The 15,110-nt window shown below is 68.6% G+C and carries 15 protein-coding genes; 1 reads left to right on the forward strand and 14 read right to left on the reverse strand.

What is annotated here, in order from left to right; translation table 11 throughout:
- Positions 1-8: 8 nt before the first annotated feature.
- The 12 genes from metK to pyrR form a co-directional block, all read right to left on the reverse strand.
- Positions 9-1,214, reverse strand: a complete 1,206-nt coding sequence (gene metK, locus AC0QSG_RS03025; protein WP_435726186.1) for a methionine adenosyltransferase — start codon at positions 1,212-1,214, stop codon at positions 9-11.
- Between the two features lie 9 nt (positions 1,215-1,223).
- Positions 1,224-2,561 (reverse strand): bifunctional phosphopantothenoylcysteine decarboxylase/phosphopantothenate synthase, encoded by a 1,338-nt coding sequence (locus AC0QSG_RS03030; RefSeq protein WP_475376613.1) that lies wholly within the window; start codon positions 2,559-2,561, stop codon positions 1,224-1,226.
- An 11-nt stretch (positions 2,562-2,572) separates the two neighbouring features.
- Positions 2,573-2,839 (reverse strand): DNA-directed RNA polymerase subunit omega, encoded by a 267-nt coding sequence (gene rpoZ, locus AC0QSG_RS03035; RefSeq protein WP_435726188.1) that lies wholly within the window; start codon positions 2,837-2,839, stop codon positions 2,573-2,575.
- Positions 2,840-2,884: 45 nt separating this feature from the next.
- Positions 2,885-3,463 carry a guanylate kinase gene (gene gmk, locus AC0QSG_RS03040; RefSeq protein ID WP_475376614.1) on the reverse strand — a complete coding sequence of 193 codons (579 nt, stop codon included), beginning with the start codon at positions 3,461-3,463 and terminating at the stop codon, positions 2,885-2,887.
- A 7-nt stretch (positions 3,464-3,470) separates the two neighbouring features.
- Positions 3,471-3,809, reverse strand: coding sequence for an integration host factor, actinobacterial type (mihF, locus tag AC0QSG_RS03045; RefSeq protein WP_435726190.1), 339 nt, complete (start codon positions 3,807-3,809; stop codon positions 3,471-3,473).
- 103 nt (positions 3,810-3,912) lie between these two features.
- Complete coding sequence (pyrF, locus tag AC0QSG_RS03050) at positions 3,913-4,770, reverse strand: orotidine-5'-phosphate decarboxylase (protein WP_435726191.1); 858 nt, start codon at positions 4,768-4,770, stop codon at positions 3,913-3,915.
- Positions 4,763-8,059 carry a carbamoyl-phosphate synthase large subunit gene (gene carB, locus AC0QSG_RS03055; RefSeq protein ID WP_475376615.1) on the reverse strand — a complete coding sequence of 1,099 codons (3,297 nt, stop codon included), beginning with the start codon at positions 8,057-8,059 and terminating at the stop codon, positions 4,763-4,765. The genes pyrF and carB overlap by 8 nt, the downstream gene beginning before the upstream one ends.
- The gene (gene carA, locus AC0QSG_RS03060) at positions 8,059-9,249 is read right to left on the reverse strand and encodes a glutamine-hydrolyzing carbamoyl-phosphate synthase small subunit (protein WP_475376616.1); all 1,191 of its coding nucleotides are present in this window, start codon (positions 9,247-9,249) and stop codon (positions 8,059-8,061) included. Before carA ends, carB begins: the two co-directional genes overlap by 1 nt.
- Complete coding sequence (locus tag AC0QSG_RS03065; protein WP_475376617.1) at positions 9,246-9,794, reverse strand: PH-like domain-containing protein; 549 nt, start codon at positions 9,792-9,794, stop codon at positions 9,246-9,248. Before AC0QSG_RS03065 ends, carA begins: the two co-directional genes overlap by 4 nt.
- Positions 9,794-11,137, reverse strand: a complete 1,344-nt coding sequence (locus tag AC0QSG_RS03070; RefSeq protein ID WP_475376618.1) for a dihydroorotase — start codon at positions 11,135-11,137, stop codon at positions 9,794-9,796. The genes AC0QSG_RS03065 and AC0QSG_RS03070 overlap by 1 nt, the downstream gene beginning before the upstream one ends.
- Positions 11,138-11,152: 15 nt before the next feature.
- On the reverse strand, positions 11,153-12,133 hold the full coding sequence (locus AC0QSG_RS03075) for an aspartate carbamoyltransferase catalytic subunit (RefSeq protein ID WP_475376619.1): 981 nt from the start codon (positions 12,131-12,133) through the stop codon (positions 11,153-11,155).
- Complete coding sequence (gene pyrR / locus AC0QSG_RS03080; protein WP_435726197.1) at positions 12,130-12,735, reverse strand: bifunctional pyr operon transcriptional regulator/uracil phosphoribosyltransferase PyrR; 606 nt, start codon at positions 12,733-12,735, stop codon at positions 12,130-12,132. Before pyrR ends, AC0QSG_RS03075 begins: the two co-directional genes overlap by 4 nt.
- A 95-nt stretch (positions 12,736-12,830) precedes the next feature.
- Between pyrR and AC0QSG_RS03085 the strand changes: the two genes are divergently transcribed.
- Positions 12,831-14,042, forward strand: a complete 1,212-nt coding sequence (locus AC0QSG_RS03085; RefSeq protein WP_475376620.1) for a PrsW family intramembrane metalloprotease — start codon at positions 12,831-12,833, stop codon at positions 14,040-14,042.
- Positions 14,043-14,101: 59 nt separating this feature from the next.
- Here AC0QSG_RS03085 and nusB read toward each other — a convergent pair whose 3' ends face one another.
- Together nusB and efp are read right to left on the reverse strand one after the other, a co-directional pair.
- The gene (nusB, locus tag AC0QSG_RS03090) at positions 14,102-14,512 is read right to left on the reverse strand and encodes a transcription antitermination factor NusB (RefSeq protein ID WP_435726199.1); all 411 of its coding nucleotides are present in this window, start codon (positions 14,510-14,512) and stop codon (positions 14,102-14,104) included.
- Positions 14,512-15,072 carry an elongation factor P gene (gene efp, locus AC0QSG_RS03095; protein WP_435726200.1) on the reverse strand — a complete coding sequence of 187 codons (561 nt, stop codon included), beginning with the start codon at positions 15,070-15,072 and terminating at the stop codon, positions 14,512-14,514. The genes nusB and efp overlap by 1 nt, the downstream gene beginning before the upstream one ends.
- Positions 15,073-15,110 lie beyond the last annotated feature (38 nt).

The raw sequence follows: 15,110 nt of genomic DNA on the forward strand, positions 1-15,110 counted from the left end.
CGGATCGCTCAGGCGTTGAAGTAGCTGCGCAGGGCGTCCGCGCGGTCCGTGCGCTCCCAGGTGAAGTCCGGCTCCTCGCGTCCGAAGTGCCCGTGGGCGGCGGTCCGCTGGTAGATGGGGCGCTTCAGGTCCAGGTCCTCGATGATGCCCAGCGGACGCAGATCGAAGATCTCGCGGATGGACTCCTCGATGCGCAGCGGATCCACCGTCTCCGTCCCGAACGTCTCCACGTACAGTCCCACGGGCCGGGCCACGCCGATCGCGTAGGCAACCTGGATCTCGGCACGCCGGGCGAGACCGGCCGCGACGACGTTCTTGGCGATCCAGCGCATGGCGTAGGCGGCCGAACGGTCGACCTTGGACGGGTCCTTGCCGCTGAACGCTCCGCCGCCGTGGCGGGCGAAGCCGCCGTAGGTGTCGACGATGATCTTGCGTCCGGTCAGGCCGGCGTCCCCGACGGGGCCGCCGATGATGAACGGTCCGGAGGGGTTCAGGATGATGCGTGTTTCGCTGATGTCCAGATCGGTTCCGGCGAGCACGGGCTTCACCACGAGCTCCATCAGGTCCTCCTGCAGCTGGGGCAGCAGGAGTTCGGTTGCGTGCTGGGAGGAAACGACGACCGTTTCCACGGACACCGGCCTGTCCCCGTCGTAGCCGATCGTCACCTGCGTCTTGCCGTCCGGGCGCAGAAGCGGCTGGAGTCCGGTCTTACGGACTTCGGTGAGACGTTCGGACAGCCGGTGGGCGAGGAAGATGGGGGTGGGCATGAGCACGGCGGTCTCGTCCGAGGCGAACCCGAACATGATGCCCTGGTCGCCGGCGCCCTGCAGGTCCCGCGGATCCTCCTGGATGCCTTCCCGGGCCTCCAGGGAGTTGAAGACGCCGTCGGCGATCTCCGGGGATTGCTGTCCGATCGAGACGGAGACGCCGCAGCGCGCGCCGTCGAAACCGTTTCCGGAGGAGTCGTAGCCGATGTCAAGTAGGGTCTGGCGGACCAGCTGCGGGATCTCGACATAGCCCTTGGTCGTGACCTCGCCGGCCACATGGACGAGTCCGGTGGTGGTGAGCGTCTCGACGGCTACGCGCGAGTCGGGGTCCTGGGCCAGCATGGCGTCCAGGATGGCGTCGCTGATCTGGTCGCAGATCTTGTCGGGGTGGCCCTCGGTGACCGATTCGGAGCTGAACAGGCGCAGGGCGGAATTGTCTCGAGTCACCGAACCACTCTACCGGTTCAGCACGTCCGAAATGACGCCCACAATCCCGGTGGCGACGCGTCCCTTGGGGCCCTCGAATTTGCGCGGACGCGCTCCGTCGGCGGCCAGCACGGTCACCGAATTGTGCTCGGTGCCGAAGACCAGGCCCTCGCCGACCTCGTTGACCACGAGGAGTTCACAGCCCTTCCGGGCCAACTTGCTGCGGCCGTGTTCCAAGACGGATCCCTCGGCGTCGCCGGTCTCGGCGGCGAACCCCACGATCATGCGCGGCAGTCGCGTGCGTACCGACTCGTCCGCGCGGCGCCGCACCAGCTCCGCGAGGATGTCCGGGTTGCGCACCAGCTCGATGGTGGGAGCAGTGCCGTCGTCCTGCTTCTTGATTTTGGTGCCGTTGTATGCGGCGGGCCGGAAGTCCGCGACGGCGGCGGCCATGACGAGCACGTCCGCGCCCTCGGCAGCGGCGTTGACGGCGTCGCGGAGCTCCAGGGCCGTGGAGGCGGTGGCCAACTCCACGCCCTCCGGGGCCGGTTGATCCATGTGCGCCGCGACGAAGCGCACGGTGGCGCCCGCGGCGAGGGCGGCCCGCGCGATGGCGCTTCCCTGCTTGCCGGAGGAGCGGTTGCCGAGGAACCGCACGGGGTCCAGCGGTTCGCGGGTCCCGCCGGCGCTGACGACGACGATGCGGCCGGCCAACGGCCCAGTGGCGCCGCCTCGCGGACCCGGTGCCTGCGCGGGGGCGGTTTCCGGTGGGGAGTGGGGATCGGCCGCTGGGAACGGCGCGTCGGCCACCGGGGACGCCGTGGTGCGACCGCCCGAGAGCAGCGGCGCGACGGCGTCGAAAAGTTCCTGTGCCTCGGGCAGTCGCCCGGCGCCGGAATCCTTCCCGGTGAGGCGGCCCACGGCGGGATCGATCACGACGGCGCCGCGCGAACGAAGTGTCTCGACGTTGGCTGCCGTGGCCGGGTGCTCCCACATCTCGGTGTGCATGGCAGGGGCAAAGACCACGGGACAGCTGGCCGCGAGAAGCGTGTTGGTGAGGAGGTCGTTGGCCAGTCCGGCGGCGGCCCGGGCCAACAAGTCGGCCGTGGCCGGAGCTACGACCACCAGGTCGGCCTCCTGGCCGAGCCGCACGTGGTTGACCGTGTCGACCGCGTCGAAGACGTCGGCGGTCACCGGTCGGCCCGAAAGCGCCTCCCACGTGGCCTTGCCGACGAATTCGAGGGCGGAACGCGTGGGAACCACGTCCACGGCGTGGCCGGCCTCCTTAAACAACCGCAGCAGCGACGCGACCTTGTAGGCGGCGATGCCGCCGCCCACTCCAAGGACGATGCGCTGCTGGGTTGCCATCGTTGCGAGGGCTACTCGGCGGGCTCTGCGGCGATGGGCGTGACCTCGAGCATGCCGTCGTTGATCTCACGGAGTGCGATCGACAGCGGCTTCTCGTTCAGCTTGGTGTCCACCAACGGGCCGACGTACTCGAAAAGTCCCTCGTGGAGCTGCGAGTAGTAGGCGTTGATCTGGCGTGCGCGCTTGGCCGAGTTGATGACCAGCGCGTACTTGGAATCGGTGGTCGTCAGCAATTCGTCGATCGGCGGATTGATGATGCCTTCAAGGTTCGTGGACACGAAGCCTCCAAATTCTGTGAGTTGTTCGTCGGTGCCGGTCCGCCGCTACCGCGTGTGCGGCGCGAGGCCCATGTGGGAAACCAGCTCGTCGGCCGCCCGCCGGACGTCGTCGTTCACGATGGTGACGTCGAATTCCGCTTCGGCAGCAAGTTCCAGTTTAGCCGTATCCAGGCGCCGCTGTTGTTCCGCCTCCGTTTCCGTGCCCCGGCCGGTCAGTCGGCGGACCAGTTCGTCCCACGACGGCGGCGCCAGAAACACGAATTTGGCCTCCGGCAGGCTCTCGCGGACCTGCCGCGCCCCCTGCAGATCGATCTCCAGCAGGACGTGGCGTCCGGCGTCGACGGCCTCCTGGACCTTCGAGCGAATGGTGCCGTAGCGATTCTGTCCGTGGACCACCGCCCATTCGAGCATGTCGCCGTCGGCAATGAACCTCTCGAAGTCCTCGGGCTGGACGAAGAAGTAGTGCACGCCGTCGCGCTCCCCCGGTCGAGGTGCGCGCGTGGTGGCCGAGACGGAGAGCCAGACCTCCGGGTAGTTGTCTCTGATGTAGGTGGACACCGTCCCCTTGCCAACAGCCGTCGGGCCAGCTAGTACGGTCACGTTCGGGTGGCTCTGCGCCGGCATGGTGTCCTTAGTTCGTTTTTGCCGCGGGAGGCGAATCGGCGAAATGCCCGACCAGTGCCGCCCGCTGTTTTCGTCCCAGTCCCCGCAGTCTGCGGTTGGGGGAAATTCCTATTCGCTCCATCAGGGCCGCCGCACGGATTTCACCGACGCCCGGCACCGACTCCAGCAGGTCGACCACCCGAAGGCGACCCACGGCCTCGTCGTCCGCCACGAGCGCCAGGATCTGCTGGATGTCCAGACGGCCTTTCCCGAAGTCCTCCTTCACCTGGGCGCGCCGGGTGCGGGAGGTCAGGGCCTTGGCCCGCGCCCTGGCGCGGTCCTCGTCCGACAATGACTTTAGTACCATAGCGCGCACCCCCGGTTGACTAGGAATTCACCGCGATTTCGGCGTTGCTTGAACCGAACCTAGCGAACCATGGGGCCACAATCAATGCCGGGCGGACGTGGGCCTAAAGAAGCTGGTCCCGCACACGCAGCGCCGCGCCGCGCAGCGAGTCCCGATCCGGACCCGCGCGGAGCACGTCGCGGCTGCTGGTCGCCAACACCTGTGGCCAGCAATCCGCGAACGCCGTCCGGAGGTCCGACGCCGTCGCACCCTGCGCGCCGAAGCCAGGTGCGAGCACGGGGGCGCGGGACGCCGCCAGGTCGATCCCCAGGCGTAAGAGGGCATCCCCGACGGTGGCACCCACGACGAGCCCGGTGGAGCCGAACGGCGAGGCTCCGGCGTTCTCCTCCCCCGTGGACTCGACGATCCGGCGGGCCACCGAATCGGAGCCGCCGACGTGTTGCACGGACGCACCCTCGGGATTGGAGGTCAGCCCCAACACGAAGACGCCGCGGCCGGTGGACGCGGCCAGGTCCAGGGCAGGGCGCAGGGATCCGAACCCGAGGTACGGACTGAGCGTGACGGCGTCGGCCGCCAGCGGCGAACCGTCGGCGAGCCAGGCCTCTGCGTAGGCGGCCATGGTGGAGCCGATGTCCCCGCGCTTGGCGTCGGCGATGGTGAGCAGACCCGCCTCGCGGCACGCCCGAAGCGTTTCCTCGAGCACGGCCATCCCCCGCGAACCGTGACGCTCGTACAGGGCGACCTGCGGCTTGATGGCAGCCACGTCGCCGGCGAGCGATTCGACGACGGACAGTGAAAAGGCGCGGAGGCCGTCGACGTCGTCCGCCAGACCCCAGGCGCCGAGCAACGACGCGTGGGGATCGATGCCGACGCACAACGGCCCGTGTTCCGCCATGGCGGCCGACAGGCGTTGCCCGAAGGGAACCCGCCCGTCCGCGCCGCCCGCCGGGCCGCTAGGCATCGACGGCCGCCTTGAGGTTCGCCGCGTGCTCCTGCAAGGACGTGACGGTCCAGTCGAACGAGCGCATCGCCGTGATGGCCTGGATCGCCGCCCCGAATTCGGCGACGGTCGTAATCACCGGGATGCCCACGGACGTCGCCGCGGCGCGGATCTCGTAGCCGTCCCCGCGCGCGTCCCCGCCGGAGGGTGTGTTGAGGATCATGTCGATCTTGCCGTCGGTGATCAGGTCGACGATGTTGTCCTCGCCCTCCGCGCTGCCCTCGCGCACCTTGCGCACCACGGTGGCGGAGATGCCGTTGCGGCGCAGCACCTCGGCGGTGCCGCCCGTGGAGACCACCTCGAAACCGAGGTCGGCCAGGTGCTTGACCGGGATGATGATGGAGCGCTTGTCGCGGTTGGCCACGGAGACGAACACCTTGCCGCTGGTCGGCAGGGGGTTGTTCGCTCCCGCCTGGGCCTTCGCGAACGCCGTGTCGAAGTACTTGTCGATGCCCATGACCTCGCCGGTGGAGCGCATCTCCGGGCCGAGCAGGGAGTCGACGACGCGGCCCTCCGGCGTGCGGAAGCGCGCGAACGGCAGCACGGCCTCCTTCACGGAGAAGGGAGCCTCCTCCGGCAGCGAGGAGCCGTCGCCGGTCTCCGGAAGCAGGCCGTGGACATGGCGCAGGTCCGCGATGGACACGCCCATGCCAATCAGGGCGGCTGCCTTGGCCAACTGCACGCCGGTCGCCTTCGAGGTGAAGGGCACCGTGCGGGAAGCCCGCGGGTTCGCCTCGATGACGTAGAGGATGTCGGATGCGAGGGCGAACTGGATGTTGATCAGGCCCCGCACACCCACGCCGTCCGCGATCACACGCGTCGCCTCGACGACACGCCGGCAGACGTCCGTGCCCAGCGTGATCGGCGGCAGGACGCAGGCGGAGTCGCCCGAGTGGATCCCGGCCTCCTCGATGTGCTCCATGATGCCGCCGACGTACAGGTCGGTGCCGTCGTAGAGGGCGTCGACGTCGATCTCGATGGCGTCCTCGAGGAACCGGTCCACCAGCACGGGGTGGTCCTCGGTGATCTCCGTGGCGTTGGTGATGTAGCGCAGCAGGTTGGGCTCGTCGTAGACGATTTCCATGCCGCGGCCGCCCAACACGTAGGAGGGCCGCACCAGCACCGGATACCCGATCTCGTCGGCGACGCGCTTGGCGTCCTCGAAGGAGACGGCGGTGCCGTTCTTCGGGGCGGTCAGGCCGCCGGCGTCCAAGACGCGCTGGAACGCGCCGCGGTGCTCGGCCAGTTCGATGGCCTCCGGCGACGTGCCGAGGATGGGGACGCCGGCGTCGGCGAGGTCCTGGGCGAGCTTCAGCGGGGTCTGGCCACCGAGCTGGACGAAGACGCCGAGGACGCCGCCGGTCTCCTGCTCGGCGTGGATGACCTCCAATACGTCCTCGAGGGTGAGCGGCTCGAAGTACAGGCGGGTGGAGACGTCGTAGTCAGTGGAGACGGTCTCCGGGTTGCAGTTGACCATCACGGTCTCGTAGCCGGCGTCGCGCAGGGCCATCGTCGCGTGGACGCAGGAGTAGTCGAACTCGATGCCCTGCCCGATGCGGTTCGGGCCGGAGCCGAGGATGATGATCGACGGCTTTTCGTGCGTGCCGACCTCAGTCTCCTCGTCGTAGGAGGAGTAGTGGTACGGCGTGTAGGCCTCGAACTCGGCGGCGCAGGTGTCCACCGTCTTGTAGACCGGGCGTACACCCAGGGCGTGACGCACTCCGCGGACCACGGGTTCCGGCGTGTTGGTGAGGGCGCCGATCTGGGCGTCGGAGAACCCGTGGCGTTTGGCCAGGCGCAACGTGTCCGCGGTCAGCGCACCCGAAGCGCGGATCGTCTCCGCCGTCTCGTTGATCAGGGCCAGCTGGTCCAAGTACCACGGGTCGATCGCCGTCGCCTCGTGGACCTCCTCGATGGACGCGCCGCCGAGCAGGGCGCGCTGAACGCGGTAGAGACGCTCAGTGCTTCCCTTGCGCGAGGACTCGAGCATCTCGGGGATCTCGGCCGCGTCGGGGGCGTCGAAGGCCAGTTCGGCGTTCTTCTGCTCCAGCGAGCGCAACGCCTTCTGCAGCGCCTCGGTGAAGTTGCGCCCGATGGCCATGGCCTCGCCGACGGACTTCATGGTGGTGGTGAGTGTCTTGTCGGCCGCCGGGAACTTCTCGAACGCGAACCGCGGGACCTTGACGACGACGTAGTCCAGGGTGGGCTCGAACGACGCCGGGGTCTTCTTCGTAATGTCGTTGGGGATCTCGTCCAGCGTGTAGCCCAGGGAGAGCTTCGTGGCGATCTTGGCGATGGCGAAGCCGGTGGCCTTCGACGCCAGCGCGGAGGAGCGCGAGACGCGCGGGTTCATCTCGATGACGACGACGCGCCCGGTGGTCGGCTCGATCGCGAACTGGATGTTGCAGCCGCCGGTGTCGACGCCGACCTCGCGGATGACCGCGATGGAGATGTCGCGGAGCTTCTGGTACTCCCGGTCGGTCAGCGTCATCGCGGGGGCCACCGTGATGGAGTCGCCCGTGTGGACGCCCACCGGGTCGAAGTTCTCGATGGAGCAGACGACCACGACGTTGTCGTTCTTGTCGCGCATCATCTCCAGCTCGTATTCCTTCCACCCGAGGATGGACTCCTCCAGAAGCACCTCGGTGGTCGGCGAGTACTGGAGCCCGGCGCCGGCGATGCGGCGCAGGTCTTCGGCGTTGTAGGCCATGCCGGAGCCGAGGCCGCCCATGGTGAAGGACGGACGGACGACGACGGGGTAGTTCAGTTCCTCCACCGCGGCGAAGGCCTCGTCCATCGTGTGCACGATGACCGATTTCGCGGACTCCGCACCGCAACGTTCGACGACGCCCTTGAACTTCTCGCGGTCCTCACCGAGTTCGATTGCCTCGATGTTCGCGCCGATCAATTCCACGTTGTACTTCTCCAGCACGCCGTTCTTGTCCAGGGCGATGGCCGTGTTCAGCGCGGTTTGTCCGCCCAGGGTCGGGAGGACCGCATCGGGACGCTCCTTGGCGATGATCATCTCGACGACCTCGGGCGTGATCGGCTCGACGTAGGTGGCGTCGGCGAACTCGGGGTCGGTCATGATGGTGGCCGGGTTGGAGTTGACGAGGATGACCCGCAGGCCCTCCTCCTTCAGCACGCGCAGGGCCTGCGTGCCGGAGTAGTCGAATTCGGCCGCCTGGCCGATGACGATCGGGCCCGACCCGATGACCAGGACGGACTTGAGGTCTTCGCGCTTGGGCATTAGTTCTCTTCCTTGGAGTCGGACGCGGTGCCGTTCTTGGCCTGGGCCATCACGTCGATGAAGCGGTCAAAGAGGTACGCGGAGTCGTGCGGACCGGCCGCCGCCTCCGGGTGGTACTGGACGGAGAAGGCGGGGATGTCGAGGCAGCGCAGGCCCTCGACGACGTCGTCGTTCAGGCTGACGTGGCTGACCTCAACCCGGCCGAAACGCGACTCGGGCGCGGCCAGCGCGCCGTCCAGCGGCGCGTCGACGGCGAAGCCGTGGTTCTGGCTGGTGATCTCCACCTTGCCGGTGGTGCGGTCCATCACGGGCTGGTTGATCCCGCGGTGTCCGTAGGGCAGCTTATAGGTGCCGAAGCCCAGCGCACGTCCCAGGATCTGGTTGCCGAAGCAGATGCCGAAGAACGGCAGGCCGCGGTCCAGGACCTCACGGAGCAGGAGGACCTGGGCGTCGGCGGTGGCCGGGTCGCCCGGGCCGTTGGACATGAAGACCCCGTCCGGCGCGAGCTCCAGCACGTCCTCCACGGTCGACGTTGCGGGAAGCACGTGCACGCGCACCCCGCGCTCGGCGAACCGGTGGGGGGTCATCGACTTGATCCCGAGGTCGAGCGCCGCCACGGTGTACAGCGGCTCGGCGTCCCACCCGCGGTCGGCCGGTTCCACGGTGTACGCGGCGTCGATGCTGACTTCCTCCGCGAGCCGCGCGCCCTTCATGTCGGCTTGGGCGCGGACCTCGGCCAGCAGATCGGATTCCGGGCGGCGCGCGGACTCGCCGGAGAAGACCCCGGCCTTCATGGCGCCGCGTTCGCGGAGGTGGCGGGTGATCGCGCGCGTGTCGACACCCTGGATACCGACCACGCCCTGATCCACCAACTCGTTGTCGAGCGAGCGCTCGGAACGCCAGTTGGAGGGACGCCGCGCGGCGTCGCGGACGATGTATCCGGCGACCCAGATGCGCCGGGACTCGGCGTCGTCGGCGTTCACGCCGGTGTTGCCGATGTGCGGGGCCGTCTGGACCACGATCTGGCGCGCGTAGGAGGGGTCCGTGATGGTCTCCTGGTAGCCGGTCATGCCGGTGGAAAACACGGCTTCTCCGAGGGCGGTTCCGACGGCGCCGTAGGGGCTTCCGCGGAAGACGCGGCCGTCCTCGAGCACCAGGACGGCGGGTTCGGTGGTGGTCTGTGCACTCACTGGGTGTCCTTCTCTTCTGCGGGGATCTTGGGGGTGGTCGTGATGGTGTCGGCGGCGGTGCCCGCGAGGGCCGTGACGGCCGATGCGAGCGGCACCATGTCGGCGGGGCGGCGGGGACGGAATCCGGTGTCCACCTCGTGGTCTCCCAACCGCCAGGAGAGGACCAGCAACCCGTTCTTCTCCACGAACTTTCCGGCCATGCCGGATTCGCGTCGGACGCCGGACAGCTCGGCCCGCCCGATGTAGAGGTTCGGCGCTCCGTTCCGAACGAACAGCAGTCCGTCCGGGTGGACTTCGAGGACCGCATTGGATTTAAGCCCGAGCGAATGGACGGCGATCCGGTCCAACCAGTCCCCCGCCGCCGTCGTGCTGACGTACTGTCCCTCGGCGGACACGGAGGGAGCCCCGAGGTCGCCGGGCGCGGGCTCGGGCGCGGCGACGTCGGACTGGCGTCGGAGGCGGTTCCGCCACCCAAGCGCGATCAGTAGCACGAGCACGACGCAGATGGCCGCCGTGACCAGGATCGCGGGAAGGTACTGGTTCATCAGAGGGTGCCTTCCGCCGGGCGTGGCGAGTTCAGTTCGCCTTCCAGCACGGTGGGGAAGCCGTGGAAGAACGTCGCCACGACGGCGCCGGGCAGTTCGAGTCCGGCGAACGGAGAGTTGCGGCCCATGGTGGCCATGGCGGCGGGGTCCACGGTCCAGCGGGCGGCCGGATCAACCAGGACGAGGTTGGCCGGTTCGCCCGCCTCGAGCGGGCGCCCCTGGTCCTCGACGAGGCCGATCCGGGCGGGAGCGGTTGACGTGACGCGGGCGAAGTCAGCCCATGTCATCATGCCGGTCTCGATCATGGCGTGCTGGACCACGGAGAGGGCCGTCTCCAGACCCGTCATTCCCATGGCGGCCTGTGCCCACTCGCATTCCTTCGCCTCGCTCGGGTGCGGGGCGTGGTCGGTGCCGACGATGTCGATCGTTCCGTCGGCCAGGGCCTCGCGCAGTGCCATGACGTCCACTTCGCGGCGTAGCGGTGGGTTGACCTTGTACACCGGATCGTAGCTGCGCACGAGTTCGTCGGTGAGGAGCAGGTGGTGCGGCGTGACCTCCGCGGTGACCCGGATGCCGCGCGCCTTGGCCCAGCGGATGATGTCCACGCTGCCGGACGTCGAGACGTGGCACACGTGAAGGCGCGAATCTACGTGTTCGGCCAGCAGCACGTCGCGGGCGATGATAGCCTCCTCGGCGACGGCCGGCCATCCGACCATCCCGAGTACGGCCGAAACCTCGCCCTCGTTCATCTGGGCGCCTTCGGTCAAGCGAGGCTCCTGCGCGTGCTGGGCGATCACCCCGTCGAAGGCCTTGACGTACTCGAGCGCGCGCCGCATGATCACGGGATCGTGGACGCACAGGCCGTCGTCGGAGAAGACGCGAACGCGCGCCCGGGAGTCGGCCATGGCGCCCAGTTCGGAGAGCTGTTCGCCCGCGAGTCCCACCGTGACCGCACCGACTGGGCGGACGTCCGCCCAGCCGCTGCGCCGACCCAGGCTCCAGACCTGCTCGACGACGCCGGCGGTATCCGCGACCGGGTTGGAGTTGGCCATGGCGTGTACGGCGGTGAACCCGCCCAGCGCGGCGGCACGCGTCCCGGTCTCGACCGTTTCCGCGTCCTCCCGGCCGGGCTCGCGCAGGTGGGTGTGGAGGTCGACCATGCCGGGAAGGGCGACGAGGCCCGCCGCGTCGACCACCATGGCGGACGCCGCCCGCGGGTCCGCCGATGCAGCTTCGCCGACCGCCGCGATGGTGCCGCCGCTGAGCAGCAGGTCGGCGGCACCCTCGCCGAGGATGGAGGCGCCACGGATGAGGAAGTCGCCGGTGGTGGTGGTGTTGTTCATGGGTGTCTCCGGTTTCTAGGTCGTGGGTCCGCGGTTGTTGTCGCCGGACAGAAGCAGGTAGAGCACGGCCATCCGCACGGAGACGCCGTTGCGCACCTGGTCCAGCACGGTGGACCGGGACGAATCGGCGGCGCCGGAGGAGATCTCCAGTCCGCGGTTCATCGGGCCCGGGTGCAAGATGACGGTGTCGTGCAAGCCGCGCTCGTCGAGGGCCGCCAGGCGGGTGTCGTCGAAACCCCAGCGACGGGAGTACTCGCGCGTGCTGGGGAAGAACGAAGCGTTCATCCGCTCTCCCTGCACGCGGAGCATCATGACCGCGTCGGGTCCCTGGGCCAGGGCGTCGTCGAGGTCGTAGTTGATGGTGCACGGCCAGGAGCCGGCCCCGACGGGCAGGAGCGTGGGGGGCGCGACCATGGTGACCTCGGCCCCCAGCGTGCGCAGCAACCACAGGTTGGACCGGGCCACACGCGAGTGCAGGATGTCCCCGACGATGACGATCCGCATTCCCGCCAGGTCCGCACCGAGCGACGACCCGCCGCGCACACGCGACCAGTGCCGGCGCAGCGTAAACGCGTCGAGTAGTGCCTGCGTGGGGTGTTCGTGGGTACCGTCGCCGGCGTTGACCACGGCGGAGGAGATCCAGTCGGTGGCGGCGAGCCTTGCCGGCGCGCCGGATGCCCAGTGGCGGATGACGACGGCGTCGGCGCCGATCGCCTCCAGCGTCTGGGCCGTGTCCTTCAGCGATTCGCCCTTGGAAACCGAGGATCCCTTGGCCGCGAAGTTGATGACGTCGGCCGAGAGCCGTTTGGCGGCGGCCTCGAACGAAATGCGCGTCCGGGTGGAGTCCTCGAAGAAGAGGTTCACCACGGTGCGGCCGCGCAGCGCCGGTAGCTTCTTGATTTCCCGCGTCCCGACGGCGGCCATTTCCTCCGTGATGTCCAGGATGCGGATGGCGTCCTCGCGGCCGAGGTCCTGCGTGGACAGGAGATGCCTCATGCGGGTCCCTCGATGACGACCTCGTTGATGGCCCGGCCCTCTTCCGTATCCGTCTCCTGCAGGCGGACGCGCACCTTCTCGCTGGTGGCGGTCGGGAGGTTCTTGCCGACATGGTCCGCCCGGATCGGTAGCTCGCGGTGGCCCCTGTCCACCAGCACTGCCAGGCGGACGATGCGGGGGCGCCCGATGTCCGCCAGGGCGTCGAGCGCGGCGCGCACCGTGCGGCCCGAGTACAGCACGTCGTCGACTATGACGACCACCTTGCCGTCGATGCCGCCGGGCGGGAGCTTGGTGGGCGACGGCGTCCGGGAGGTTCCGTGGCGCAGGTCGTCGCGGTACATGGTCACATCCAGCTGGCCGACGATGGCCTCGGCGTCGATGTTGCCCTCCGCCTCCGCGATACGGCGGGCCAGCCGCTGGGCCAGCGGATAACCGCGACGCGGGATGCCCAGCAGAACCAGGTCCCGGGTGCCCTTGTTGCCTTCGATGATCTCGTGGGCGACGCGCGTGAGGACGCGTTCGATATCGCCCGCGGACAATACCGTCCGCGCGTTTTTCGGCTCGTTGACTCCGGGCCGCTGTGTTGCGCCTGCAGTGTCCAAGTTGCCGCCTCCTTCCCCGCCTCACAGGACGGCATTTAAAGGGTGACTGCCTCGTCAAAATTACCACAGGGCCGCATCGACCTAAGCTGGGTGGCATGAGCCTTTCCTCACACGGCGACACCCCGGACGATTCGCGCTCGGCGGTACCCGCGGTGCCCCCTCCCTGGCCCGGTCCCCGGCCCGCGCAACCGGTGGCGCCGCTGATGGACCGCCTGGTCAGGTTCGCGGACTCCCGCGCCTCGGCGTCCTTTGTGCTGTGTGTGGGTGCACTGGTCTACGTGGGGAACATCCTCGCCGACAACTTCGGCCGCGACATTCTGCTACCGTTGGCGTTCCTGGCGATGGTTCCGTTGGCCATCTGCCTGGCCGGGCTCTGGTGGGTGGACCGTTGGGACCCGGAGCCGAAGAGCGCCGTGGCGCTGGCCCTCATTTGGGGCGCAGGGGCGTCCGTGGGAGGCACGCTGCTGCTGGGCCGCTTCGTCTTCGCGCCGATCGTCGCCGCGACGGACATCGCCGAACCGGGCCTCTTCGGGGCCGTCGTCCAGGCGCCGGTTGTCGAGGAACTGGCCAAGGGCCTGGGCGTGCTGTTGATCTTCCTCGTGCGCGGCTCGCACTTCGACGGCCCGGTGGATGGGATCGTCTATGGAGGGGCCGTTGGCGCCGGATTCGCCTTTACGGAGAACATCCTCTATTTCGCCAGTGCCACCGCGGCCGGCGGCGACGCGGTTGCTGAAATGTTTGTCATGCGGGGACTCTTCTCGCCGTTCGCGCACGTGCTGTTCACCGCGTGGACGGGGTTCGCCCTGGGCCTGGCCGCGTCCCGGGGGCACCGCCGGTGGTGGGTACGCTATTTCATCGTGGGCCTGGTTCCCGCGATCCTCGGGCATTTCCTGTGGAACGGCGGGCTGGCCGTCTTCTTCCCGGATTTCTGGTCGTTCTACGTGCTCCTGCAGGTGCCGCTCTTCATCTGCGCGGTGGTTGCCGTCTGGCTCCTGCGCCGCGCGGAACGGCGCCTGACCGAACGCCGTCTCGGCGACTACCGGAAAGCCGGCTGGTTCACGGACCGCGAGGTCGCGATGCTCTCAACCGCGGCCGGCCGGAGGGCCGCCGCCTCGTGGGCCCGCGGGTACGGCGCCGGCGGCCTGATGCGGGACTTCACGACGACGGCGGTGCGCTTGGCCGCGGAGCGCCACCGGATCGTCCGTGGGCACGGGGTGGAGGCGGCCCAGCGTCAGGAGCAACTGCTGCTGCAGCGTGCACTGCGCCAGCGCCAGCAGTTGCTGGCCCAGGTCGGTGCCCCGCGCTGAGACGAAAGCGCGGGCCGGACCCCATGGGGTCCGGCCCGCCAGGTCAGCAGTGTCGCGGGCTACGCCAGCAGCGTCGGTTTGAGCTGCTGGATGCGGCCCAGCAGCCCGTTGATGAACTCCGGCGACTCGTCGGTCGAAAGGACGCGGGCCAGGCCCACCGCCTCGGCGACCGCAACGCCGTCGGGCACGTCGTCGTTGTAGAGGAGTTCCCACGCGCCGATGCGCAACACGGTGCGGTCGACCGCCGGCATGCGGTCGAGCGTCCAGCCCTTGGCGTAGGTGCCGAGGATCTCGTCGATGCGGTCGATCTCGGACATCACGCCCTCGATCAGGGTGACGGTGTACTCGTTGACGGTGATGTCGGTGGCCTCACGGCGAAAGCGCAGTGCCTCCAGCGGCGAAACGTCGCGCTGCTCCGACTCGAACAGTATGTCCAGGGCCCGGCGCCGGGCCTTGGTCCGTGCGCTCACTAGTTGACTCGACCGAGGTAGTCGCCGTTGCGGGTGTCGACCTTGACCTTGGTGTTCTGCTCGACGAACAGCGGAACCTGGATCTCGTAGCCTGTCTCCACGGTGGCCGGCTTGGTGCCGGCGGAGGAGCGGTCCCCCTGCAGGCCCGGCTCGGTGTACGTGATCTCCAGGACCACCGAGGCCGGCAGCTCCAGGTACAGCGGGGAGCCCTCGTGCATGGCAATGGTGACGATCATGCTCTCTAGCATGAAGTTCGCTGCGTCGCCGACGATCTCGCCGGGGACGGTGACCTGGTCGAAATCGGATGTGTCCATGAACACGTAATCGGCGCCGTCCTGGTACAGGTACTGGTACTCGCCGCGATCGACCGTGGCGGTCTCGATCTTCAGTCCGGCGTTGAAGGTCTTGTCGACGAGCTTCCCGGAGCGGACGTTGCGCATCTTGGTGCGGACGAAGGCGCCACCCTTGCCGGGCTTCACGTGCTGGAACTCGACGATGTTCCAGAGCTGACCCTCCAGCTTGAGGACCGTGCCGTTCTTGATGTCGTTAGTTGTTGCCACGAGAACTCTCTCTGTTGTCGCCCGGACCCGAAGCCGCG

It is taken from the genome of Arthrobacter sp. LT660 (genome assembly GCF_056172845.1).

Excerpts from the sequence above, each read along its gene's own strand:
- AC0QSG_RS03030 (WP_475376613.1), bottom strand. The coding sequence starts at position 2,561 with ATGGCAACCCAGCAGCGCATCGTCCTTGGAGTGGGCGGCGGCATCGCC.
- gmk (WP_475376614.1), bottom strand. The coding sequence starts at position 3,463 with ATGCCGGCGCAGAGCCACCCGAACGTGACCGTACTAGCTGGCCCGACG.
- mihF (WP_435726190.1), bottom strand. The coding sequence starts at position 3,809 with ATGGTACTAAAGTCATTGTCGGACGAGGACCGCGCCAGGGCGCGGGCC.
- pyrF (WP_435726191.1), bottom strand. The coding sequence starts at position 4,770 with ATGCCTAGCGGCCCGGCGGGCGGCGCGGACGGGCGGGTTCCCTTCGGG.
- carB (WP_475376615.1), bottom strand. The coding sequence starts at position 8,059 with ATGCCCAAGCGCGAAGACCTCAAGTCCGTCCTGGTCATCGGGTCGGGC.
- AC0QSG_RS03065 (WP_475376617.1), bottom strand. The coding sequence starts at position 9,794 with ATGAACCAGTACCTTCCCGCGATCCTGGTCACGGCGGCCATCTGCGTC.
- AC0QSG_RS03070 (WP_475376618.1), bottom strand. The coding sequence starts at position 11,137 with ATGAACAACACCACCACCACCGGCGACTTCCTCATCCGTGGCGCCTCC.
- AC0QSG_RS03075 (WP_475376619.1), bottom strand. The coding sequence starts at position 12,133 with ATGAGGCATCTCCTGTCCACGCAGGACCTCGGCCGCGAGGACGCCATC.
- AC0QSG_RS03085 (WP_475376620.1), top strand. The coding sequence starts at position 12,831 with ATGAGCCTTTCCTCACACGGCGACACCCCGGACGATTCGCGCTCGGCG.